Annotated in this window: 19 protein-coding genes; 5 read left to right on the forward strand and 14 right to left on the reverse strand. The window is 54.0% G+C overall.

Annotated elements, in window-relative coordinates:
• Positions 1–274: 274 nt before the first annotated feature.
• From AYI87_RS01975 to AYI87_RS01995, 5 genes are all read left to right on the forward strand, one after another.
• Positions 275–2,647 (forward strand): EAL domain-containing protein, encoded by a 2,373-nt coding sequence (locus AYI87_RS01975; protein WP_144199124.1) that lies wholly within the window; start codon positions 275–277, stop codon positions 2,645–2,647.
• Positions 2,648–2,810: 163 nt separating this feature from the next.
• Positions 2,811–3,896 (forward strand): efflux RND transporter periplasmic adaptor subunit, encoded by a 1,086-nt coding sequence (locus tag AYI87_RS01980; protein ID WP_144199126.1) that lies wholly within the window; start codon positions 2,811–2,813, stop codon positions 3,894–3,896.
• Positions 3,893–7,021 carry an efflux RND transporter permease subunit gene (locus AYI87_RS01985; RefSeq protein ID WP_144199128.1) on the forward strand — a complete coding sequence of 1,043 codons (3,129 nt, stop codon included), beginning with the start codon at positions 3,893–3,895 and terminating at the stop codon, positions 7,019–7,021. The genes AYI87_RS01980 and AYI87_RS01985 overlap by 4 nt, the downstream gene beginning before the upstream one ends.
• Before the next feature lie 248 nt (positions 7,022–7,269).
• On the forward strand, positions 7,270–7,587 hold the full coding sequence (locus AYI87_RS01990; protein ID WP_144199130.1) for a hypothetical protein: 318 nt from the start codon (positions 7,270–7,272) through the stop codon (positions 7,585–7,587).
• Between the two features lie 459 nt (positions 7,588–8,046).
• Positions 8,047–9,417, forward strand: a complete 1,371-nt coding sequence (locus AYI87_RS01995) for a hypothetical protein (protein ID WP_144199132.1) — start codon at positions 8,047–8,049, stop codon at positions 9,415–9,417.
• Positions 9,418–9,521: 104 nt separating this feature from the next.
• Here the strand turns inward: AYI87_RS01995 and AYI87_RS02000 are convergent, their stop codons facing one another.
• The 14 genes from AYI87_RS02000 to AYI87_RS02065 form a co-directional block, all read right to left on the reverse strand.
• Positions 9,522–9,788 (reverse strand): DUF2897 family protein, encoded by a 267-nt coding sequence (locus AYI87_RS02000; RefSeq protein ID WP_011865653.1) that lies wholly within the window; start codon positions 9,786–9,788, stop codon positions 9,522–9,524.
• Positions 9,789–9,818: 30 nt separating this feature from the next.
• Positions 9,819–10,556, reverse strand: a complete 738-nt coding sequence (kdsB, locus tag AYI87_RS02005) for an 8-amino-3,8-dideoxy-manno-octulosonate cytidylyltransferase KdsB (protein ID WP_144199134.1) — start codon at positions 10,554–10,556, stop codon at positions 9,819–9,821.
• 84 nt (positions 10,557–10,640) lie between these two features.
• Positions 10,641–11,711: a 3-deoxy-alpha-D-manno-octulosonate 8-oxidase KdnB gene (kdnB, locus tag AYI87_RS02010; RefSeq protein WP_144199136.1), complete on the reverse strand. Its 1,071-nt coding sequence runs from the start codon at positions 11,709–11,711 to the stop codon at positions 10,641–10,643.
• 89 nt (positions 11,712–11,800) lie between these two features.
• Positions 11,801–12,988 (reverse strand): 8-amino-3,8-dideoxy-alpha-D-manno-octulosonate transaminase KdnA, encoded by a 1,188-nt coding sequence (gene kdnA / locus AYI87_RS02015; RefSeq protein ID WP_144199138.1) that lies wholly within the window; start codon positions 12,986–12,988, stop codon positions 11,801–11,803.
• A 254-nt stretch (positions 12,989–13,242) separates the two neighbouring features.
• On the reverse strand, positions 13,243–13,854 hold the full coding sequence (gene can / locus AYI87_RS02020; protein WP_011865657.1) for a carbonate dehydratase: 612 nt from the start codon (positions 13,852–13,854) through the stop codon (positions 13,243–13,245).
• Positions 13,855–13,993: 139 nt separating this feature from the next.
• The gene (locus AYI87_RS02025; protein ID WP_144199140.1) at positions 13,994–14,827 is read right to left on the reverse strand and encodes an alpha/beta fold hydrolase; all 834 of its coding nucleotides are present in this window, start codon (positions 14,825–14,827) and stop codon (positions 13,994–13,996) included.
• 6 nt (positions 14,828–14,833) lie between these two features.
• Positions 14,834–15,598: a M15 family metallopeptidase gene (locus tag AYI87_RS02030; RefSeq protein ID WP_144199143.1), complete on the reverse strand. Its 765-nt coding sequence runs from the start codon at positions 15,596–15,598 to the stop codon at positions 14,834–14,836.
• A complete protein-coding gene (dapE, locus tag AYI87_RS02035; protein ID WP_144199145.1) occupies positions 15,592–16,722 on the reverse strand; it encodes a succinyl-diaminopimelate desuccinylase in 1,131 nt (376 codons plus the stop codon). The genes AYI87_RS02030 and dapE overlap by 7 nt, the downstream gene beginning before the upstream one ends.
• Complete coding sequence (locus AYI87_RS02040) at positions 16,719–17,063, reverse strand: ArsC family reductase (protein WP_144199147.1); 345 nt, start codon at positions 17,061–17,063, stop codon at positions 16,719–16,721. Before AYI87_RS02040 ends, dapE begins: the two co-directional genes overlap by 4 nt.
• Before the next feature lie 288 nt (positions 17,064–17,351).
• Complete coding sequence (gene crr, locus AYI87_RS02045) at positions 17,352–17,861, reverse strand: PTS glucose transporter subunit IIA (RefSeq protein ID WP_011865662.1); 510 nt, start codon at positions 17,859–17,861, stop codon at positions 17,352–17,354.
• A gap of 66 nt (positions 17,862–17,927) precedes the next feature.
• The gene (ptsP, locus tag AYI87_RS02050) at positions 17,928–19,634 is read right to left on the reverse strand and encodes a phosphoenolpyruvate--protein phosphotransferase (RefSeq protein WP_144199149.1); all 1,707 of its coding nucleotides are present in this window, start codon (positions 19,632–19,634) and stop codon (positions 17,928–17,930) included.
• An 11-nt stretch (positions 19,635–19,645) separates the two neighbouring features.
• Positions 19,646–19,903, reverse strand: a complete 258-nt coding sequence (locus AYI87_RS02055; RefSeq protein WP_011865664.1) for an HPr family phosphocarrier protein — start codon at positions 19,901–19,903, stop codon at positions 19,646–19,648.
• 31 nt (positions 19,904–19,934) lie between these two features.
• Positions 19,935–20,327 (reverse strand): ACT domain-containing protein, encoded by a 393-nt coding sequence (locus AYI87_RS02060; protein WP_011865665.1) that lies wholly within the window; start codon positions 20,325–20,327, stop codon positions 19,935–19,937.
• A gap of 215 nt (positions 20,328–20,542) precedes the next feature.
• Positions 20,543–22,180, reverse strand: a complete 1,638-nt coding sequence (locus AYI87_RS02065; protein ID WP_144199151.1) for a methyl-accepting chemotaxis protein — start codon at positions 22,178–22,180, stop codon at positions 20,543–20,545.
• Positions 22,181–22,432 lie beyond the last annotated feature (252 nt).

The following is a 22,432-nucleotide window of genomic DNA, read 5'->3' on the forward strand; positions in this document are numbered from 1 at the left end:
ATGGTTAGATGAAGAAAGAGGCCACTAGGCCTCTTTTTTTGCGCGCATTTATAGCTTCATCGCGCTTGAGTATAGATTTTTTTTTCAGACCGCACCTCTTCCTTGCTTCTCCCTCCTTTAACTACTTAATTTAAAGCACAGGCACCAAACTTAGGTTTGCCAGTTTAGTGTGGCTACTTAAGGGTGGCAGTAGATGGCGTACCTGCCTTCTATGCCATATAGTTAGTCAGATTGTCAGTCATAAGTTTGATGGGGTTAATAGGCCGAGGTAGAGATGCCAGCTAAGGTGCCACTGCAGGATGTAGACGCAAAATATCTAAAGATCATCAGTGAGTTTGCCATCGACATGCTCTCTTTGAGCGGCGTGGATGAGATCCTCTGGCATCTGGCGCAGAATGTGGTCTCCCAGCTGGGGTTCGACGATGTGGTCGTCTATTTGTTGGATCCCGTCCGGGGCGTCTTGGTGCAGAAGGCGAGCTTCGGCGACAAGAATCCTAGCGGCCATGAGATCCTCGCGCCCATAGAACTTAAGCTGGGGGAAGGGGTGGTCGGTACCGTGGCCAAGACTAAGCAACCCTTAAATGTTGCCGACACCCGGCTGTTCCCCAACTATATCGTCGATGATGCCCCAAGGCTCTCCGAGCTCGCCGTGCCCATACTGATGGAGGGGGAGGTGATTGGGGTGATAGATACCGAACATCCAAAGAAGAATTTCTATACGCCCCAGCATGAGCGGATCTTGTTCGCACTGGCCTCTATCGCGGCGCTGAAGATCCACAGGGCCAATAATCTGGTGACGCTGCAAAAGCGGGTAGCCGAGCTGGAATATGCCAGCAAGATCCAAGATACCCTGTTTGCCATCGCCGAGATCATCTTCGAGACCGACTCGATCAAGGCGTTCTACCAAAAGCTGCACACCTGTATCGCTCGCCTGCTTAAGGCTGACAACTTCTATGTGGCGCTGCTCAGTGATGATGGCCAAATCCTGCACTTTCCCTATCATGTCGATCAGTACGATCAGCTTGAAGAAGACGCCCAGTTGCCCCTATTACCGACACGTCTTGGGATCACTGGCTATGCACTGCTTAAGAATCGGCCGCTGTTGGCCGGTGAGGCGCAGATTAAGGCGCTGGTGGATCAGGGGGAGATAGTCATCAATGGCGCGATGCCGACGGCCTGGCTCGGCGTCCCATTTGGCGACGAGGCGTTTCGCGGCATCGTTGTGGTGCAGAGTTATCACGGTGATTATCGTTATAGCGAAGCCGATCAACAGCTGCTGGTGTTTACCGCCAAGCATATACGTAACGCCATCAGTCGCATGAAGTTCAAGGCTAATCTCACCGAGATGGCCCTCTATGATGGCTTAACTGGCCTGCCCAATCGCACTCTGTTTATTGACCGGCTCAATCAGGCCATCGCCAAGCTGAACGACGCGTGTATCGACGAGACCTCTTCTAAAGGGCTTGGTTTGGTGTTGCTGGACATAGATCATTTTAAGGCGGTTAACGATACCTATGGTCACCATCTGGGTGATGAGCTACTTAAGGTGTTTGCCGAGCGCATCCATGCCGCAATAGCGAGCCAGGATACCTTCTGCCGACTCGGGGGAGATCAGTTTGGCCTGCTGTTGGTGGATATCAATTCTGAGGCGCAGTGCCTCGAGCGGGTAGAGGCGCTGCGAGAGCAGATGCAAGCCATGTTAGATCTCGGCGGGATCTCGCTTAATCTGTCCGTCAGCATGGGGCTGGTGACCTGTTTCTTATCCGGGATGGCGGCGACGGATCTATTGCGCCGGGGCGATCAGACTCTACTTAGGGCCAAGCTGATGGGGCGCCATAGGCTTTGTGTGTTCACAAGTGGCGAGCAGGCAGAACTGCAGGAGACGCAGATATGTCAGGCGTTTCAGCAGGCCGCAGATCAAGGCGAGCTCTATTTCAGTTTTCAACCTCAATACCGGCTCAAGGATGGCAAACTCCTTGGGGCAGAGGCGTTGCTACGTTGGCAGCATCCAAGACTAGGTACCATCTCACCACGACGACTGCTTGCGCCGCTGCGCCGACAAGGCGCCCTCGAGCTGGTGGATGCCGTGGTCGCTAAGCTTATCCTGGCTCATCTTAAGCGTTATCATGGCGCCTATCCCGAGGAGTTTCGCCTCAGCGTGAACATCGCCAGTGACGGCTGCGCCTTGTTTGATGAGCTGCAGAGAATGGCTGGGGAGGGCATTGAGCTGGCATCTTATCTTGGCATAGAGATCCCTGAATCCAGCCTAGGCGCCTCGTTTGAGGCGGTAGTTAGCTGTATCGCACGGGCAAAATCCCTCGGTGTGCTGGTGAGCCTGGATGATGTAGGTGCCAGCCACGCTACTTTTAAATATCTGCAGGAGTTCAGGTTCAATCGCCTCAAGATAGCCCAAGGGCTCATCAGCCCCATGGAGATGGCTTATGACAACCAGGTTATTTTGGAGACCATCATCAATCTCGCCAGTACGCTGAATATCGATACTCTGGCGCAGGGGATTGAAACCCGTGAGCAGTATCAGACGATGCAGGCCCTGGGTTGCGACTATGGTCAGGGGGAATTTATGAATCCCTCCGTCAGCGAGGAAAAGCTACTGCTTATGCTGTCAGAGTCCCACCTATATAGATGATCCAACGTGTCATTTTGTGATTGAAACCATACTCTTTTGTCGCTCACGTCGGGCGAGAATGTAAATGGTGTGTTAAGTTTGTAAGCAAAGGTAAAACGCCTTGAAGCACTTATATTCCTAGGTAAACTACCGATAACATAACGCGCATTCTTTCGGAAGATTGATGAAAAAAACGATAATAATCTCAATGCTTTTAGCGGCGGGCGCCGCCACCTACTATTTCACTCAGCAAACCGAAACGCCTAAGGGGCCCCGCGGGCGGCCTACGCCTAACGTGGTAGTAGCAAAGGCCGAAATGCAGCCGATTCGTGACGAGGTCGAGGCCCTGGGAACCGGCAAGGCCAACGAATCTATCACTGTGACCCCAAAGGTCACCGACATGGTGACCGAGATTAATTTCAACGACGGTCAGATGGTCGACAAGGGCCAGCTTCTGGTGCGTTTGCAAGACAGAGAGCAGATCGCTCGCGTGACTGTGGCCCGGGTGAAGATGAAAGATCATGAGCGTGAACTGGCGCGTATCAGCTCACTGGTCACCAGTCAGACGGTGGCGGCACTGGAGCGCGACAGGCTGCAGACCCTTATCGATACCGCCAAGGCCGAGCTGGAGCAGGCAGAATCTTCCCTCAAGGACAGACGTATTCTGGCGCCATTTTCAGGACGCCTGGGCCTGCGTCAGGTGAGTCAGGGCAGCCTAGTAACTCCAGGTACAGTGATCACCACCTTAGATGATATCTCCACCATCAAACTGGATTTCTCCGTGCCTGAGCGCTTCCTGCAGTCTCTGGCGATAGGTAAGTCGGTCGAGGCCAGCGCCGTGGCCTTCGAAGGCGAGCTCTTCACAGGTAAGGTGGTCTCTGTCGATAGCCGCATCAACCCAACCACCCGCGCGGTGACGGTGCGGGCCGAGATCCCCAACAAGGGAATGCGTCTGCTACCTGGTATGTTGATGAAGGTGAAGCTTATCAAGCAGAGCCGCGAAGCACTCATCATCCCTGAGGCGGCCATTATCCCAATTCAGAAAGATCACTTCGTCTATCTGGTGAATGATGAAAACGTGGTCGAGCGTCGTCAGGTGCAACTTGGTCTGCGTAAACGCGGCTGGGTGGAGATAGTGGGCGGTGTCGATGTCGGCGAGCAGGTGATGGTGCGCGGCATTCTCAAGGTGCGCCCAGGCGATACCGTCAAGGTGCAGTACAGCGAACATTTCAGTTTCAACCAACAAGCTAAGGTGGAGCCGCTAGCATGATCTTGACGGATTTGTCGGTAAAACGACCGGTTTTTGCGTCCGTCATCAGCATGTTATTAATCGCCTTCGGTCTGGTCTCCTTCGAAAAACTCCCCCTGAGGGAGTATCCTAATATCGATCCGCCGATCGTCTCGGTGCAAACCAACTATCGCGGTGCCAGTGCCGCCGTGGTGGAGAGTCGCATCACCCAGCTTGTGGAAGACAGGATCAGCGGCGTCGAAGGGATCCGCAACATCAACTCCTCCAGCAGCGATGGTCGCTCTTCCGTGACCCTGGAATTCGACGTCGGTCGTGATATCGAGGCGGCGGCCAACGATGTCCGCGATCGCATCTCGGGTCTACTCAACAACCTGCCGGAAGAGGCCGATCCCCCAGAGGTGCAGAAGGCCAATGGCGGTGATGAGGTGATCATGTGGCTTAACCTGGTCTCGGATCAGATGAACACCTTGCAGCTCACCGACTATGCCCGCCGTTACCTGGTCGATCGCTTCTCGGTGATCGATGGTGTGGCAAATATTCGTATCGGTGGCGGTAAGGTGTACGCCATGCGGGTGTGGATCGACAGACAGGCCCTGGCGGCCCGTAACCTGACAGTTTCGGATATCGAATCTGTGCTGCGCTCGGAGAACGTCGAGCTGCCGGCTGGTTCGGTGGAGTCTCAGGACAGACACTTTACAGTACGTTTGGAGCGTACCTTCAAGACGGCGGAAGATTTTAATAATTTGGTACTGGCCGAAGGGGAAGATGGTTACCTCATTAAGCTGGGTGATGTGGCCAGGGTGGAGATTGGCTCGGAAGAGGAGCGTATTACCTTCCGTGGTAACCGCGAGGCCATGATAGGCCTTGGGATCTCCAAGCAATCGACCTCCAACACCCTGGAAGTGGCCCGCGCCGCCAACGCCCTGGTGGATAAGATCAATCCGACACTGCCTGCCGGCATGGAGATCAAACGCTCCTACGACAGCTCAGTGTTTATCGAAGCCTCTATCAAGGAGGTGTATCAGACCCTGTTTATCGCCATGTTTCTGGTGATTGTGGTGATCTATCTCTTCCTGGGCAGCGTGCGCGCCATGTTAATCCCGGCGCTGACGGTACCAGTCTCCCTGATGGCGACCTTTATCGTGCTTTACGCCCTGGGTTACACCATTAACCTGCTGACCCTGCTGGCGATGATTCTGGCTATCGGCATGGTGGTGGATGATGCCATCGTGGTACTGGAGAACATCCACAGACGCATCGAGGAGGGTGATTCGCCGCTCAAGGCGGCCTTCCTGGGCTCTCGTGAGGTGGCCTTTGCCGTGGTGGCGACCACCCTGGTATTGGTGGCCGTGTTTATGCCGATCACCTTCCTTGAGGGAGATCTGGGTAAGCTGTTTAAGGAGTTTGCGGTGGCCATGAGCGCCGCGGTGATCTTCTCGAGCCTGGTGGCCCTGACTCTTAGCCCTATGATGTGCTCTAAGCTGCTTAAGCCTGCCGGACAAGATCCTTGGCTGGTACGCAAGATAGATGCGGGCATGAACTGGCTGTCGGCCGGTTACCGTGGCACGCTCAAGCGCGCCATGGTCCACCCCTTTATCGTCAGCTCGCTGGTGGTTATTGCCTTAGGCCTTAGCGGCTATCTGATGACTAAGGTGCCGCAGGAGTTTGCGCCTCAGGAGGATAGGGGCTCGATGTTCCTGATCGTCAACGGACCTCAGGGGGCAAGCTTCGAGTATATCAGCCCCTACATGGATGAAATTGAAAATCGCCTGATGCCGCTGGTGGACAGCGGTGACATTAAGCGTCTGCTTATTCGTGCGCCACGCGGCTTTGGTCGCAGTGCCAACTTCTCTAACGGCATGGCGATCATAGTTCTGGAAGACTGGGCGGACCGTCGCAGCGCCTTTGAGATCATAGGTGACATTCGTGCCCGTCTGTCGGATCTCGCCGGTGTGCGCGCCTTCCCCGTAATGCGTCAGGCTTTCGGTCGCGGCGTAGGTAAGCCGGTGCAGTTTGTGCTGGGAGGCCCAAGCTATGAAGAACTCGCTAAGTGGCGTGACATCTTGTTGGAGAAGGCCAAGGAGAATCCTAACCTTGTCGGCTTAGATCACGACTATCAGGAGACTAAGCCTCAACTTAGGGTGGTGATCGACAAAGACAGGGCGGCGGACCTTGGGGTCTCTATCTCGCACATAGGGCGCACGCTGGAGTCTATGCTGGGCTCGCGTCTGGTGACCACCTTCATGCGCGACGGCGAAGAGTATGACGTGATCATCGAGGGGAACCGTGATAATCAGAATACCGCCAGCGATCTGAGCAACATCTATGTGCGCTCGGACCGCAGCCGTGAGCTGATCCCGCTGGCGAACTTAGTGTCGGTGGAGGAGTTTGCCGACGCCAGTCAGCTAAACCGCTACAACCGTATGCGCGCCATTACCATAGAGGCCAACCTGGCCGATGGTTATAGCCTGGGTGAGGCGCTGGAATACCTCAACAACCTGGCTTACACCTATCTGCCGGCCGAGGCGGTGATCAGCTACAAGGGTCAGTCTCTGGACTATCAGGAGTCTGGCAGCTCGATGTATTTCGTCTTCCTGCTGGCCCTGGGTATCGTCTTCTTGGTACTTGCGGCTCAGTTCGAAAGCTATATTCACCCTATGGTGATCATGCTGACCGTACCTCTGGCCACCCTGGGGGCCCTAATCGGCCTCTGGCTGACGGGCCAGAGCCTGAACATCTATAGCCAGATAGGTATCATCATGCTGGTGGGGCTGGCGGCCAAGAATGGTATCTTGATCGTCGAATTTGCCAACCAGCTGCGGGATAAAGGGATCGCATTCGAAACAGCGATTATCCAGGCGGCAAGCCAGCGTCTTCGTCCTATCCTGATGACAGGGATCACCACCGCGGCCGGGGCTATTCCGCTGGTATTGGCCCAGGGCGCTGGCGCCGAGACCCGCTTCGTGATCGGTGTGGTTGTCCTATCGGGCATCATACTGGCGACCTTCTTTACCCTGTTGGTGATCCCTGTGGCCTATGGCCTGATCGCCAGAAATACCGGTTCGCCGGAGGAGATCAGTCAGCGACTGGAGGCCGAACTTGCACAAGATCAGCATCATGAGTCAGGCTTAAGAAATGCCGACTAGATAAGTTAAAAGGCCAATCACAAGATTGGCCTTTTTTGTATCAGTAAGACACTTATCTGTTTTTTAGATAAAGAGGTGGCAGAGGTTTTGGACCTGTATTGTTAGCTTGACAGGTTCTTAAAAACTAAAGCAAAAAACTTAATTCAAAATACCTAAATAATAGGATTTGACCACTAACGTCTCATTAACAAGTGGCGGCGAATATAGTAGAGTGAAATCAGAACTTGGTTGCAACAGGGAGAATGCAGATGACATTATCAATCGAGACTAAGCAGCATCAACCCAAGTCGGCGCCTGCAACACTGCAGAAAAACGCCATTCGAGTCGATGGACGCCTCAGCATGAGTCGAGAAGCGCTCGACTTCAAATCTTTTAGCTCAGATTGCCTCTATGGCCCATACCACCTGCCACTCAAAGAGATCGTCAAGGTCGAGACTTGTTGGGGCAAGGGCGCTGGGATCTTACCAATCACGCCAGATGGGATCCAGGTGAGCCTCAGCAATGGGGATCGCTATCAGTTTATCGTCGCCGATCCCGAGGCCTGGGTGAAGAGTCTCTCTTCATAATCAGGTGTAATAGCTATTTATTGGTCGCCAGCTCGTTTAAAGGTCTGACTTTAAAGTTTGATTTTTAAGATCAAATTTTAAGGCCTGATTTTTACGTTAAGTGCATAAGGCGATAGCGACTAATACGTCACGCTAATATCTGGACCTTGTGCATTCATTAGCACTAACTAAAAGGCGAGTCCTGTCTGGGCTGGCCTTTTTTGTTTTTGATTTACTACTTAGCTTAGGTATCCACTGTTTTCCTGGCTGTTTCTTTGCTTTGCTATTTTTTACTTTATGGCTTAGTTACAATTCAGATAGGCAAGTCCAGAGCACTTGCCGACATGGCACTAGACATAGCTAAAGCCAAGCATGCACAGCGCATTCACTCCTTTTCAGTCTATTACCCAGGTTGACATTTCTTGACGCAAAAAGTTTGTCATAGGTAAGGCCTTTGTAATTATTCTGTTAAGGAAATTTATGTTAATTAAACAACGCAATTGGAAATTGGCTCTGCTGGCTGGGGTGGCTGTGATGATCGCTGCCTGTGACTCGGATGAGACTAGCAGTGATGCCGCGGCCTACATTCAGTTCTATAACGCCTCGCCCAACAGTGTAGCGACCCACTTGGTGCTGGATGAGCATGCCTATACCGCGGTGGAGTTCAGTGATGCCTTGCCTCGCTATCAGTATGCGCTAGGAGAGGCCGAGGCCAGTATTCGCGGCTATGATGCAGGTGGTGATACGGTCGAGTTGCATGAATTCTCGTTGGATCTCAAAGATGGCGACAATCACCTGTTTGTTCTTATCGGCGACTATGAGAGTAGCGAATACTTAGACATACGTTATGAGCGCAGCGAGATGGATGAGATCAACGATGACGCCGACAGCGACGAGAGCAAGATGCAGATCTTGGCGGTGCACGGGGCCATGGACGAGGGGGCCTATGATCTGTACCTGGCCAAGGTCGGTTCGAGCTTCAGTGAGGCTGAGTTACTGGGCAGCCTCAGCTACAAAGAGAACACAGAGGCTGTGATGCTGGATACCGGGGAGTATGTGCTCTATCTGACTGAGCCGGGTGAGAGTCAGCCGGTATTTCACACCAGTACCATGGTGTTAACCAGCGAGACGGTCAATAAGCTGGTGCTGCATAACAGCTTTGGTCCGGGTGAGCCTAAGTTAGTTGTGGATAATGTCGACTCGACCGGCACGCCTGTGGGGTATGTCAATCAAGATGCCGACGCCGAGTTCAGGGTCTACAACGCCATGAACCAGGCGCGATCGCTCGATCTACAGCTGAGCAGCGATGCCCAGAATATTAACCTGGAGGCGCTTTCGCCCCATACCCTGAGTGATTTCAGCGCGATAGATTACAACGACTATGGCGTTAGCGTGTTCAATGCAGGTTCTGCTGATCTGCTGGCCAATAACCTGCTGGTGACCTTCAACCAGGATGAGAGTAAGACCTTAGTTATCTATGATAATAAGGCGGGGGAAACCCTGGGCATGACCATCGCCCACGATCACAGGCCGAACGCCTTCGAGCATACCTTGACGGTAGCCAATCTTATCGACACTTACGACAGCCTGGATCTCTACTTAGTGCGCGATGGGGAGACCATAGATACGGCGGCCTATAAGCTGACTTACTTGAACTTCACCGAGCTGGCGCAGATCAACCTGCCGACAGGCGATTATGATATCAGCCTGGTACACAAGGAGGATAACGGCACCCTGACCTTAGTGTATCAGTCGGATGCGCAGGCTATTGATCAGACGGGCAATTACACCTTAGTGCTGAGCCGGGACGAAACCCAGCCATTGGGGCACAGGGCTATGCTGTTCCAATAGGAAAGTGAAATGTTTGAGCTGACGAAATAAGGCTCAGAAATTAAGGGCAATAAAAAAGGCTTACCTGGGTAAGCCTTTTCTGTAGCGATGCGAAATCGTTGAGTCTAGTGACTATTTTCATCTGCGCTGGTTTTATCTGCGCTAGCTTTATCTGCGATAGCTTTGTCTGGGCTGGCTTTATCTGAGTCAGCTTTGTTTAGGCTATCTTTGCCATGTTTGTCATTAGCGCCTTGGTTTTTTACCTCAGGCTTATGATGGGGCTTGCCAAATTGCGTCATCTTAAACTTGTTGCTGTATTTGAGCACCGCCAGGTTACTGGCGATCACCCCAAGCACTAAGATGATGATGAGCCAGACTTCGAGACTCGACATGGCTATTTCCCTCTCCTGATTCAGTAACGGCTAGTCTACCGCAAGGCGTGCTTCGCAGATGCGAATATCTTCTGGGGTATCGACCTCGGGCGAGTCGAAGGCGCTGATGGCAACCTTGATCCTGTGGCCATGTTCCAGTGCGCGCAGCTGCTCAAGCTTCTCGAGATCTTCTAAACGGCCAAGTGGCAGCTTATTGAAGGTTCTGACAAACTCGCGCGTGTAGGCATACACGCCCAGGTGTTTGTAAACCGGGTAGTCGTCTGTGTCACGGCCGAAGGGGATACGGGCGCGAGAGAAATAGAGGGCGTTATATTGATTGTCGAACACCATCTTGACGTGCTTGGGATCGTCAAGCTCATGCTCTTCGGTGATCTCATAGCCTAGGGTCGCCATGCCGAACTCCCCAGGGTGACGTTCAAACAGTGTGATGATCTGCTCGATGGAGATAGGGTCGATCAGTGGCTGATCGCCCTGCAGGTTGATCACCAGATCATCGTCCGCCAAGCCAAGCTGGGTGATGGCATCCTCGATTCTGTCGGTGCCGGAGGCTGCATTGGCATCTGTCATGACTACCTTACCGCCAAAGGCTTCAACGGCCTCCTTGATGCGCTGGTCGTCGGTGGCCACATAGATGGCAGTTAGGCCTTTTGCCAGTGCCGCACGCTCGTAAACGTGCTGGATCATCGGCTTACCGTTAATCGGCGCCAATGGCTTACCCGGAAAACGGCTTGAACCATAGCGTGCTGGGATTAACAGAGTCACATTCATTTGGATATACCTATCAGTTACAGTGTGCGGCAGTGCATAAGAGAAGGGGCTCACTAGGAGCCCCTTACACCTTGAGCTTACAGGTTAGATTCGACGGAACAGTTTAGTCAACATCTCGTCGGTAACTTTCTCTTCCCAACCTTCGCCATAGACGTTGGCCCATAGTGGTCCCATGCTCTTGGTGACGGCAACCATCTTAGCGATGGTTTCATCTGGCAGATCTTTACAGATGTTCTTAGGCAGGGTGATGTTGTGCTTGTCCATCATCTGACGGAACTCGGCCACACCCTCTGGGTAGAACTCTTCCAGCACGTCGAACGCCAGACAGTTACCGATACCATGGTGGTAACCCAGTACATAGCCAAGGCCGTATGAAACGGCGTGACAGGCACCAACCTGGCTGTAGGCGATGCTCATGCCGCCCATGTAAGAGGCCATCATCAGCTTGTCATCCTTCTCTGGGTGATCGTCCAGGAAGACTTCACGGCAAAGATCCATAGACTTCTCGGCGAAGGCCTTGGCAAATTCGTTCAAGAAGGTGCCTTGTAGCGACTCGACACAGTGGATGTAGCAATCCATACCCGTGTAGAACCACTGATCTGTCGGCACGCCGTCGATCAGCTCAGAGTCCATGATGATCTGGTCGAATACTGTGTAGTCAGAGTTCAGACCTAGCTTACGAACAGGGCCACATAGTACCGCGGTGCGAGAGGCCTCGGCGCCGGTACCAGAAACCGTTGGGATACCGATATGGTGCACCGCAGGGTTCTTGATCAGATCCCAACCCTGGTACATGGCGCTGCCACCTGGGTTAGTCAACATGAGTGATACTGCCTTGGCCAGATCCATGGTGGAACCGCCACCCAGACCGATAACGCTGACAGGTAGCTTGCTGTTGAAGGCTTGCACCTGCTCGGTGAGCTTGTCTACCTGCTCTGTGGTTGGCTCGTCGTCAACATTCACGTAGATCACAAGATCCTGTGGTTTAGCAGGTACGCGCTGGGCGAGGGGCTTGTCCTGATGCACATCATCGATCAGGAAGACCACGAAATCGTCGCCTTGCTTACGCTCTTCCTCGAGCACTGTATCCAGTTGCGCGAAAGAACCACGACCAAAGATCATTTTCGGTACGCATTTGAAATTTTTAAAACTCATTACAGCATTCTCCATTGAGACATCTAGTGTAAAAAGTAACGTCGCAGAGCCGAGTTGGCCGCTGCGACAGGGAATTTGAGAGACGCTAATTAAGCGGCGAAGGCGCGCTTGATGTTCTCGATGCGCTGGGCGATCTCTTCTTCAGTCCAAGAGAGCTTGATCAACATCGAAATGGTGCGGCTCATGATGGCATCAGACTTAGGCACAGACACCTGAGTATAGTCAGGTTTGTCGGCGATTAATGTGATCGGCAGAGCGGCTGGTGATTTAAGCTCTTGAATGTGTTTCCAGTTTGACAGGTAGTGCCAGTTGTTCACATACCAGTAGAAGCAGCCGTCAACGCCATTTTCGGCCAGTTTCTTGCTGATCTCTTGGGTGCGGGCCTCGGTAGGCAGCATGAAGCTTAGGAAACCTGCTGAGTCACCTTCAGGATCCGGGATCTCGCGGAAGCTCACCTCTGGCAGTTCGGCCATGGCATCTTTAAGCAGCTTCTTGTTCTTGCGCTGGATGTCGATGATGGTGTCTAGCTTACGCAGCTGCGCAAGGCCAAGCGCCGAGTTCATCTCAGAGATGCGGAAGTTCAGACCCATGATAGGGTGACTCTCTGCGCCGCGATCGTTACCGACATGGTCGTGGCCATGGTCAGAGAACATATGGGCGTGGTTATAGATGGTCTCATCATTAGTGATCACCGCGCCGCCTTCACCACAGGTGATGGTCTTAACAGAGTCAAATGAGTAGCAGCCTACATGGCCGATAGTGCCCAGTGCCTGACCCTTGTAGCTACCGCCGATCGCCTGACAGGCATCTTCCAGCAGCACTAGGTTGTGCTTCTCACAGATAGCCTTGATCTCATCCATCTTCGCCATAGAGCCACACATGTGAACCAGGTTTACTGCCTTGGTGCGTGGGGTAATAGCGGCTTCAATGCCTTCTGGTGACAGACACAGGGTCTCGTCGATCTCGGCAAATACGGGGACGGCGCCGGCCATGAATACGGCTTCGACAGAGGCCACGAAGGTAAATGGAGGAACGATCACTTCATCGCCTGCGCCGATACCTGCGGCGGCCAGTGCCGTCTGCAGGGCAGCGGTACCGCTCGAAAGCAGGTGGGCGTGTTTGACATTCATCTTTTCGCAGAGCAGTTGCTCCATCTCACGCGTCTTCCAGCGGTCATTACGCATGTGATCAAAGTTGTAACGGAAGGTAAAACCGTTTTCCATTACGTCAGCAACTTCCTGCTTCTCTTCAGGACCAAATAATTCAAAACCAGGCATGGAATAGTTCCTTAGCATTCGCTGCGCCCGCGGCGCGAAAAATAAATCAAAGCGAATTATAAACGCGATGGGTGCAAAACTGCGATGTTTATTAAGGAATATTTACTGAAATAAGCGGCTTTTTTTGGCTTTTAGGCGAGGGGGCTTAGCGATAGCGCATGATTTGACCATCATGCGCTGGGATTGCCAGTTCTGAATGGGGTGCAGACCTGTCCAACAGGGGGAGCTGGCCTGTATCTGATGGAGAATTTAGCCTAGCGGCGGGCGAAGGTTTCGTTGTCTACCGTGACGTCGAGATCCGACAGCAGGCCGTTTTCGACGCTGTAGATCCAGCCGTGTACTGCCACCTTCTGACCGCGCTCCCAGGCGTCTTGCACTATGGTGGTGCTGGCGACATTGCCGACCTGCTCGATGACGTTGAGCTCACACAGGCGATCGAAGCGGGTCTTCTCATCAAGCTCGGCTAGCTCCTTGGCGTGCAGGCGATGGATATCGCGGATATGACCCAGCCAGTTGTCAATGAGTCCCAATCTGTCATTGCCCATGGAGGCCTTGATGCCGCCGCAGCCGTAGTGGCCGACCACCATGATATGTTTGACCTGGAGCACCTCGACGGCATATTGCAGCACCGAGAGGCAGTTGAGATCCGTATGGATCACCATGTTGGCGATGTTTCTGTGAACGAACACCTCGCCCGGCATGAGGTCGATGATCTGGTTCGACGGTACCCGACTGTCCGAGCAGCCAATCCACAGATATTCGGGATTTTGCTGTTGGGCCAGTTGTTCAAAGAACTTAGGATTCTCTTCCAGGATGCGGTTGGCCCAGCGGCGGTTGTTGTCGAACAAAGGTTTAAGTAGTTTCATTTAGTTAAAATCATGTCTATGAAGAAGATTTTGCAGGGCAGCATTCTAACATCAAATAGTTACCCTGCTGGTCTACTCAGTCTAGATGCTATCCCTAAACTAGGGCTAATCTGGATAGCCGTCGACCTGAATGTTCGCCTTATCTTAAGTGCTTTCCGAAAAAGTCACTCAGGTGCTGATTGATCCACTCACTCTGTTCCAGTGTCGAGATATGTCCCGCCTCCGGGATATGCAAAAATTCGCTGCCGTCGATGGCATCGTGCATCAGATAGACTTCCAGCACGGGTCTGGGCTTATCCTGGGTGCCCGTCATGATAAGGGTCGGCAGGGTCAGCTGTTCGATATCTTCCATGATGTCGCGGCGACCGAAGATGATGCGGCCGAGGCGTGATATGCTGTCGAGTCGCGCGGGCGGCAGGCTAGCGAGGGACGCCTTGAAGGAAGCGATAAGCTCGGGCTGTGTCTGCTCGACATTATCACTAAAGAATAGCGGCGCTATCTGCTCAATCAGCGGCGCAGCTAGTTGGCCTGCGGCGGTCATGGCATCGAGCATGGCGTAATACTTGGCGCGGCTGACTTCAGGTTCGAAGCCGAGGAAACATCCCATCATCACCAGGGTCTTTACCCGGCGCGGCGCCATCAGGGTCAACTCGGCGCCCCACATGCCGCCAACTGACAAGCCAAGAATGGAAAACTCATCGATCTCCAGGCTGTCCATCAGCGCCAGGTAATGCTCGGCCAGATGTTTGAGTGAGCGGCAATCGTTTGGAAGCAGATCTGAATGACCATGCGCCCAGAGATCGGGCACGATACAGCGGTAGTGCTGGCTCAGGTGGGCGATCTGCGGCGCCCACATGGCGCTATCCCAAAGGTAGCTGTGCCCCAGCAGGAGTACCGGACCCTGTCCGATATCCAGATAGCTCATCTGCTGGCCGTTTAGATTGAAACTGTGACGAAAACTGTCGAGGTTCATGTGAAATCACTTCTTGATAATGGGGTTAACCGGCCCGTTTGGTGAGGGCGCGACGAAATGGACGTAGCGCGAAACCAGCGTATCCAGACGGGTGAGAATAGGGGCTTTAAGCTCAATATTCGCCTGCTCCAGCCGCGCCTTAAGCTTATCTGTATCGAAGGCAACCAGATATGTATCAGCGAGGGGATAATAGCTCAGGTGCCAAGGCTCTGGGCTAACGCCACTTAGCCCTAACTGATAGGGAAAATAGAAGCCGAAATCGGCGGCATTTGCCATTAACCACAGATGCAGCTGATGACAGGGGCCGCCCGGGTGATATTCGCTTTCGATGAGCTGTAACGATTCACGGCTGATGTTTATAGCATCAAACAGGTCGAGATCTGTGCCCCAGTGATGGCGCGACATGCCGGGCAGGGCCGACCAGAGTAAGATGGCATCCAGCAGCTGATTGTCGTCTAGGCTATGGATATCTATGGGGCGAGAGGCCTTGTCTAGAACAGGCCTTTTGCCACTCGCCTTGGCATTCCAGATCCCGAGCTGGCGATCAAAATCGCGGTAGCTAGAGCAGATGGCTATCTCTATGCCGTCAATGGCGGCGGCTGTCTGCATCTTGATGAACTGGGCGGCGCACTCGGCGGCCAATCTGTGCCCCTGACAATCCATCAGGGGCAAGTTGCCATCGCCGTATAGATCCAGGCCGCTTTGGTTTTGCTCGCTAGTGCTAGCTGGGGCTTCGGCGGCCTTACGGCTATTGGCGTCTGGGGTTAGCAAAGCAGTTTTTCCAGGATACGTTCATACACCTTGGCCAACTGTTCGATATCCTCGACCTTGACGCATTCATTGACCTTGTGAATGGTGGCGTTAACCGGGCCAAGCTCGATCACCTGAGCGCCCGTGGGGGCGATGAAGCGCCCATCTGAGGTGCCGCCCGAGGTCTGGGGATCGGTCTCTGTGCCCGTGATCTCATAGATGGCTTCGCGGGTGGCGTCCAGTAGTGGGCCCGCGTCGGTGAGAAACGGCAGGCCGTTGAAGATCCAGCTGATCTCATAGTCCAGTCCATGGGCATCTAAGATGTTGAGCACCCGTTGGATCAAGATCTCCGCGGTAACTTCGGTGGAGTAGCGGAAGTTAAACATCACCTCCAGGCTACCTGGGATCACGTTAGAGGCGCCGGTGCCGCCATTGATGTTGGCTATCTGGAAGCTGGTGGGCGGGAAAAACTCGTTGCCGTTGTCCCACTTCATGCGCGCCAACTCATCCAGGGCGGGAGCCGCCTTGTGAATGGGGTTGTCGGCCAGATGGGGATAGGCGACATGGCCTTGAACGCCCTTGACCGTCAGGTTACCCGTGAGGCTGCCGCGACGGCCATTCTTGACGATATCCCCCAGCTTATGGGTAGATGATGGCTCGCCAACAAGAGACCAGGTGATCTTCTCGTTGCGGGCCTCCAGGGTGTCGATCACCCGCGTAGTGCCATTGATGAAGGGGCCTTCCTCGTCGCTGGTGATCAGAAAGGCGATGGAGCCTTTGTGATCCGGGTGCTTGTCGACGAAACGCTCGGTGGCGACCACCATGGCGGCCAGTGAGCCTTTCATGTCGGCAGCGCCGCGTCCGTGAAGGTAGCCGTCGATCACCACGGGCTCGAAGGGGGGCGTGTGCCAGCGATTAAGATCGCCCACAGGCACCACATCCGTATGACCGGCAAAGCAAAATAGCGGGCCCCCATCGCCGCGTCGGGCCCACATATTGGTGGTGTCTTCAAACACCATAGGCTCGATATTAAACCCCTTGGCCGCGAGGCGATTGGCCATCAGTGGCTGACAACCTTCGTCTAGCGGGGTGACCGAGGCTCTGGCAATCAGATCCTGTGCCAGCGTAAGGACATCCTGGCTCATCGGCTGAAGATCTCCTCATATTGTGCCGGCTTGAAACCGACGCTGAGCTCTCCCTGATGTTCCAGCACCGGACGCTTGATCAGGGTCGGATAGGTGAGCATGAGGGCAACGGCTTTGGCTTGATCTATGTCGGCCTTCTCGGCGTCGCTCAGGTTACGGAAACTGGTGCTGCGTTTGTTGAACAGGCTCTCCCAGCCGATCTGCTCGACCCAGGTGTTAAGCTGCGCTTCGGTGAGGCCATCGACGCGAAAATCGTGAAAGGTGACGGCTTGTTGGTTGGCATCGAGCCATTTGAGGGCTTTCTTAACTGTGTCGCAATTCTTAATACCGTATAGGGTCAAAATCTGATTCTCCGTATGAAGTAACGTCTGACCAGAAACGTTGTGATGTCTTATTCGTGTCAGTTACTTTGGCCAGCTTAGCTGGCAAGTGCTGTTACTTGCTGGTCAGTTTTTTTGGTTATTGTGGCACCGAGTCGCGTCTGCCTCAAGGGGTAAGCAGAGCACAAGTGTCTGTTTGAAAAAAAATCACCCAGGTTTAGGTGAGAAGCCGCTGCCCGGCGCTAACGCACCGGGGAAAGCGATAGGTATATCAATCGGAGAGTGATCCGTTAATTGTAAGGATAGGGATTAAAGCTGAACCGAGAAGATCACATCTTTACCGGCTTCGATACTGCCGTGACGCTTGTCCAGTCCCTGAATATCTTCCATGTTCGCCAGCACCACAGGGGTGAGCAGGCTCTCGACATGGGCCTTGAGGTAGTCGAGATCGAATTCGAGTATGGGATCGCCAGCCTTAACCTGCTGACCCTCTTCGGCCAGACGGGTAAAGCCGTTGCCCCTGAGTTCTACCGTGCCGACGCCGAAATGCACGAACAGCTCGAGTCCCTGGGGTGACTCAATACTGAAGGCGTGATTGGTTTCGAAAATCTTACCTATGGTGCCATCTACCGGCGCCACTATCTGCTTGCCCTTGGGCGCGATGGCGATGCCATCGCCGACTATCTTCTCGGCAAAGACCACATCAGGCACTTTCTCGATAGCCACTATCTCGCCCGACACTGGCGCGTACACGTCGATGCCGCCCGTGATGGGTGGTTGACCAGAAATTAAACGTCTTATGCGGCTCAAAAATCCCATTAACTTGCCCCTGTGTTAGCACGCGGTAGTGTCGTGATAAATTATGCCTAGCATACTCAAAAATTATCAAGAGTGACAGTGTGTTAATAATTGATTTAACGCATCGATGCGCGAAATTTGCAAGGCCTTGTGCGCAAGTTCGACACAATCTGGGTAAGACCAACGACTGAGGGCCTGTTTAACCTCCAGTAGCGAGGCCAGGTTGACGCTAAACTCCTCGAGCCCAAGGCCGATCAGGAGCGCCGTAGCGCTGGGGTTACTGGCCAGCTCGCCACACATGGAGACCCGCACCTTGGCGGCCTTGGCTTGTTCGATAATCTGGGCGATCAGGCGGATGATCACCGGCGAGAGCACCGGATATTGGTCGATCAGTAGCGGATTGGCCCTATCGGCGGCCATAGTATATTGGGTGAGATCGTTGGTGCCTATGCTGACAAAATCCAGCAGCGGGAGCATGGAGGCAAGATTAAACACCGCCGCCGGGGTTTCCACCACTATGCCAAGCTCGAGTTCACCAAAGCCTTTCTCCGCCTCCACAAGCTCCTGTTTGCACTGCTCCAGCAGCGCAAGTACCGCTTCGAGTTCCTCTACTTGATTGACCATAGGAAACATGAGGCGGATAGGCCCATGGTTGGCGGCCCTGAGGATCGCCCTGAGCTGGGCACTGAACAGCTTAGGATGGGCGAGCGTGTACCTGACGCCTCTGAGGCCCAATGCCGGATTCTCCTCGCTGTCCATGGCGAGGGCGGGCACTTCCTTGTCGGCGCCCAGATCCATGCTGCGAATGGTCAGCGGCTTGCCGTCGAGCAGCTGCAAAGCGTCACAGTAGAGCTGATACTGGCGGTTCTCATCCGGCAGTTCATGGTTGTTCATAAACAGAAATTCGGTGCGAAACAGGCCAACCCCCTCGGCGCCCACATCGGCCAGGTGATTGATCTCGCTGATACAGCCGACATTTGCTAGTAGGGGAATGGAGCGGCCATCCTTAGTCTGAGTGACAGTGCCTTTTAAGGCCAGTAGCGCCGACTTGCGCTCGTCCGCCTGCTGTTTCTGGGCGTTGAGATCGCTTATCTGCGTCTCGTCGGGCTCCACATAGAGCTCGCCATTGATGGCATCCACCGCCAGCGTCATGCCATCCGTCACCTCTAGCGTCTGCCAGGGGCAGCTCATCAGGGTGGGAATGCCGGCGCTGCGGGCCAGGATCGCGGTATGGCTGGTGACGCCGCCGGTCTGCAGTACCAGGGCGCTGATGCGCTCCAGTGGCAGGGTGGCGAACTCGGCCGGGGTAATATCTTTGGCTAGGACGATAGCATTTTCCGGCAGGCGGCTGAGATTGTCGCAGTGTCCGGTAAGCAGGGTGCGGATCAGGCGCTGACCCAGACTCAGCACATCTTCGGCGCGCCTTGCGAGATAGGGGGAGTCTGCCTCTTGCATCGCCTGGGCCTGTTTGGCGAAGCTGTGCTCCACCGCCAGTGCCGCTGAAAACTGGCGCTTGCCTATGGTGTCGCTGAGCTCGGTCAGCAGTTCCTCATCCTCTAACAGCAGGAGATCGGCTTCGATCAGCTGGTAGTTGTCCGATTCGGGATCTAGTTTGGCGGCGCAGGCCTGGCTTTGTTTGATGAGGGTCTTGAGGGCGCGATTGAGTCTTTGCTGCTCGCGGGCGAGCTGGGAGGGAGGCAAGAGGTGATAGTCGAGTTTGCTTTCATAGGTGCGTAGCACCTTTGCCTGCCCGAAGGCGATGCCCGCCGATACCGCTATGCCTCTCATCGTCATCCTGACTCCTGTTAACTTAAGGTGATGAGCAGTTCGGCAACGGTATCAACCGCCGGCTTTGCCTGCTCGCCATCGGCGCTGACCTTGACCTCGACGCCCTTATAAAGGCCCAGGGTCTGCAGTTTAAACAGGCTCTTGGCGCTGGCCTGCTTGCCCTGGCATTCCACTATGATGTCACAATCATAGGCCTTAGCAGCTTTCACGAGCAGGGCGGCTGGCCGGGTATGAATGCCGTGCTCGGCCATGATGGTGACTGTTTTTTGGTACATAAACTCGCTCTTTGGAAATGACGCGCGGCGCTTAGGCCTGGTAATGAATAATCTGATAGTTGGTCTTCTTCAGCGCCTGTATCGCCTGTTGCAGCTTGTCCTTCTTTACCAGAATATAATCGGTATCGAAGGTAGAGATGGCAAAGATGCTGATCTTGGCTTCTGCCAAGGTGCCTGAGACGCTGGCGAGGATCCCCGTCATGGAGAAACCCAGCGGCCCGACTACCTCGAGGCAGCGCCAGTCGCTCTCCTCTTCGAGGCTGTCGAGTTGCAGCTCGGCGGGAACCACCACTGAGAGTTCATCTTTGGTCTTGCCGATGAAAAACATGGGCTGACGAAACACCTCGGGCACTAACTCACTGTCTGGGCTGAAGCTGTGAATACTGTATAGCTGAGGATGTACCGCTAACGTCATTCGAGCCATGGTTATGTGATCCCATCGATGCTGAAAAATGTGATGTCGTTAAGCTTATCACAGATTTAACGCCCGCTGTCGAGCTTTGAGCTGGGATTTTTAGTGCCTGTATTCAAGCCGGGACGATAAACTACTTTTCGCCTTTGTGGCAAAACAAAAGGGAGCCATCTGGCTCCCTTCTTTATCTCTAATTTGGCTCACAGTGTCCAATTAAGAGATTAGTTTTAAACCTTGAACTGACCCAAGATCTTGGCGCTGGTCTGGCTGATCTGACGCAGAGACTCTGCCGCCATGCGATTGCTCTCGTTGGCCTTGACCGATACCTCAGACAGCTCAGTGATGCTGCAGATGTTGCGGTTGATCTCCTCGGTCACCAGTGACTGCTCCTCGGTGGCACTGGCCAGTTGGGTGTTCATGTCGCTGATATGGGCGATCAGCTCCAGGATGGTGTTGAGGGATTCACCCACGGCCTGGGCTTGCTGCTGCAGCTCGACCGATTGGGTCTGCGTATCGCTGTTGCTGTGCATCACGTTGGCGACGCCATTTTGAATGTCAGTGATGATCTTCTGGATCTCGTTGGTGGAGTCCTGGGTGCGATTGGCCAGAGCGCGCACCTCATCGGCTACCACGGCGAAGCCGCGGCCATGGGCGCCGGCGCGGGCGGCCTCGATGGCGGCGTTTAGCGCCAACAGGTTGGTTTGATCGGCGATACCGCGGATCACATCCAATATGCTGCCGATCTGCTCGGAAGACACCCCAAGGTGCTGGGTGATGCCTTCGGCATTCTTCAGCTCCTGAACCAACTTATGGGTATTCTCTACCGTGCCGTCCATCTGCTGCTTACTGTCCTGAGCTTGCTGCTTGACGCTATTGGCGGCATCGGCTGCCTGCTGGGTGCTGCTGGCCATCTCATGGGTGGTGGAGAGCATCTGATTGATGGCGGTGGCGACGCTACTGGTCTCCTGATGCAGATGATCGACACTGGCGTTGGACTCGGCAACGGCATTGAATAAACGGTCGGCGTCCTGGTTGAGATCGTGTCCCACCGGCTGGAGATCGGCAACCATCTTGTTGATCTTACGTACAAAGCTGTTGAAGGCGATGGCCAGAGCCACCACTTCATCTTTGCCTTGGGTGGGCAGGCGCTTGGTCAGATCGCCTTCACCCTCGGCAATATCTTTCATCGCATCGATCGCCTGATTCAGCGGTGAGCTAATGGAGTGATTGAGGATCAGGAAGAAGGCAAATATAGGCACAGAGATCAGCAACATTATCCCCAGATAGTTGTACATCACGCTGATGGTGGTGTCGTTGACATCGCTCATGTAAGAGGTTGTCACCAGTGTCCACTGCCATGCGGGGAAGGTGCGGGCCTCCATTAGGGCTTCTTCCTGCTCGCCTGTGATGGGGTTTCTCATCTCCATGCTGGCCTTGGCGATGCCCGAGGCCATGGCCTTGTCCAGTAACTTATCTAAAGCCTTGCCGCCCATCTGGCTGGTGAGCTTTGATGCCTTGATGCCGAGCTGGTCAGGCGATGCGCCATTGGCCAGCAGGGTATGATCTGCATCGAACAGCAGGAAATAGCCGCTCTCGCCATATTGGATCTGATTGACCTGATTCGCCGCCTCTCGCTGGGCGTCTTCTGGCGTCAGGATATTTTGCTGGCTCTGGCGGTAGTGAGTGTCGATCACACTCAGGAGCGTGGATAGCTGCGCGTCGTTTTGCAGCCATTTCTGTTTAATCAGGTTGTTGCGCTGCTCGTTGATCGAAAAGCTGGCGAAGACAAAGGTGCCTATGGCGGCAAGCACCAGCATTAAGATGAGGCGCTGTAGAATGGTGAACCTTCTGAGGATCGCAAGCATGTTATGTCCTATCAATAGCCCGGTTAAATGTTGCTAATATACAGGCTAACGAAAGGGTTGAGAATGCGGTGGCAACGAATAGTCAATCGATTGACTGTTTATTGTTAATTAATTGAACTGGCTCACGTTGACTCTGGATCTTTTTGGCATTTTTACGCAACCGAACAATGTGTGTTACATCCTTTGTGAGGCAGTTAACGGCGTTTTTTAAAGGCCTTTGATAGGGAGTGAGTGGGGAAGCGCCGGGTAAGA

It is taken from the genome of Shewanella sp. KCT (assembly GCF_007636505.1).
Taxonomy (GTDB): Bacteria; Pseudomonadota; Gammaproteobacteria; order Enterobacterales; family Shewanellaceae; genus Shewanella; species Shewanella halotolerans.

Coding starts and splice junctions, on each gene's coding strand:
- AYI87_RS01975 (WP_144199124.1), top strand. CDS start 275: ATGCCAGCTAAGGTGCCACTGCAGGATGTAGACGCAAAATATCTAAAG.
- AYI87_RS01980 (WP_144199126.1), top strand. CDS start 2,811: ATGAAAAAAACGATAATAATCTCAATGCTTTTAGCGGCGGGCGCCGCC.
- AYI87_RS01985 (WP_144199128.1), top strand. CDS start 3,893: ATGATCTTGACGGATTTGTCGGTAAAACGACCGGTTTTTGCGTCCGTC.
- AYI87_RS01990 (WP_144199130.1), top strand. CDS start 7,270: ATGACATTATCAATCGAGACTAAGCAGCATCAACCCAAGTCGGCGCCT.
- AYI87_RS01995 (WP_144199132.1), top strand. CDS start 8,047: ATGTTAATTAAACAACGCAATTGGAAATTGGCTCTGCTGGCTGGGGTG.
- AYI87_RS02000 (WP_011865653.1), bottom strand. CDS start 9,788: ATGTCGAGTCTCGAAGTCTGGCTCATCATCATCTTAGTGCTTGGGGTG.
- kdsB (WP_144199134.1), bottom strand. CDS start 10,556: ATGAATGTGACTCTGTTAATCCCAGCACGCTATGGTTCAAGCCGTTTT.
- kdnB (WP_144199136.1), bottom strand. CDS start 11,711: ATGAGTTTTAAAAATTTCAAATGCGTACCGAAAATGATCTTTGGTCGT.
- kdnA (WP_144199138.1), bottom strand. CDS start 12,988: ATGCCTGGTTTTGAATTATTTGGTCCTGAAGAGAAGCAGGAAGTTGCT.
- can (WP_011865657.1), bottom strand. CDS start 13,854: ATGAAACTACTTAAACCTTTGTTCGACAACAACCGCCGCTGGGCCAAC.
- AYI87_RS02025 (WP_144199140.1), bottom strand. CDS start 14,827: ATGAACCTCGACAGTTTTCGTCACAGTTTCAATCTAAACGGCCAGCAG.
- dapE (WP_144199145.1), bottom strand. CDS start 16,722: ATGAGCCAGGATGTCCTTACGCTGGCACAGGATCTGATTGCCAGAGCC.
- crr (WP_011865662.1), bottom strand. CDS start 17,861: ATGGGATTTTTGAGCCGCATAAGACGTTTAATTTCTGGTCAACCACCC.
- ptsP (WP_144199149.1), bottom strand. CDS start 19,634: ATGACGATGAGAGGCATAGCGGTATCGGCGGGCATCGCCTTCGGGCAG.
- AYI87_RS02055 (WP_011865664.1), bottom strand. CDS start 19,903: ATGTACCAAAAAACAGTCACCATCATGGCCGAGCACGGCATTCATACC.
- AYI87_RS02060 (WP_011865665.1), bottom strand. CDS start 20,327: ATGGCTCGAATGACGTTAGCGGTACATCCTCAGCTATACAGTATTCAC.
- AYI87_RS02065 (WP_144199151.1), bottom strand. CDS start 22,180: ATGCTTGCGATCCTCAGAAGGTTCACCATTCTACAGCGCCTCATCTTA.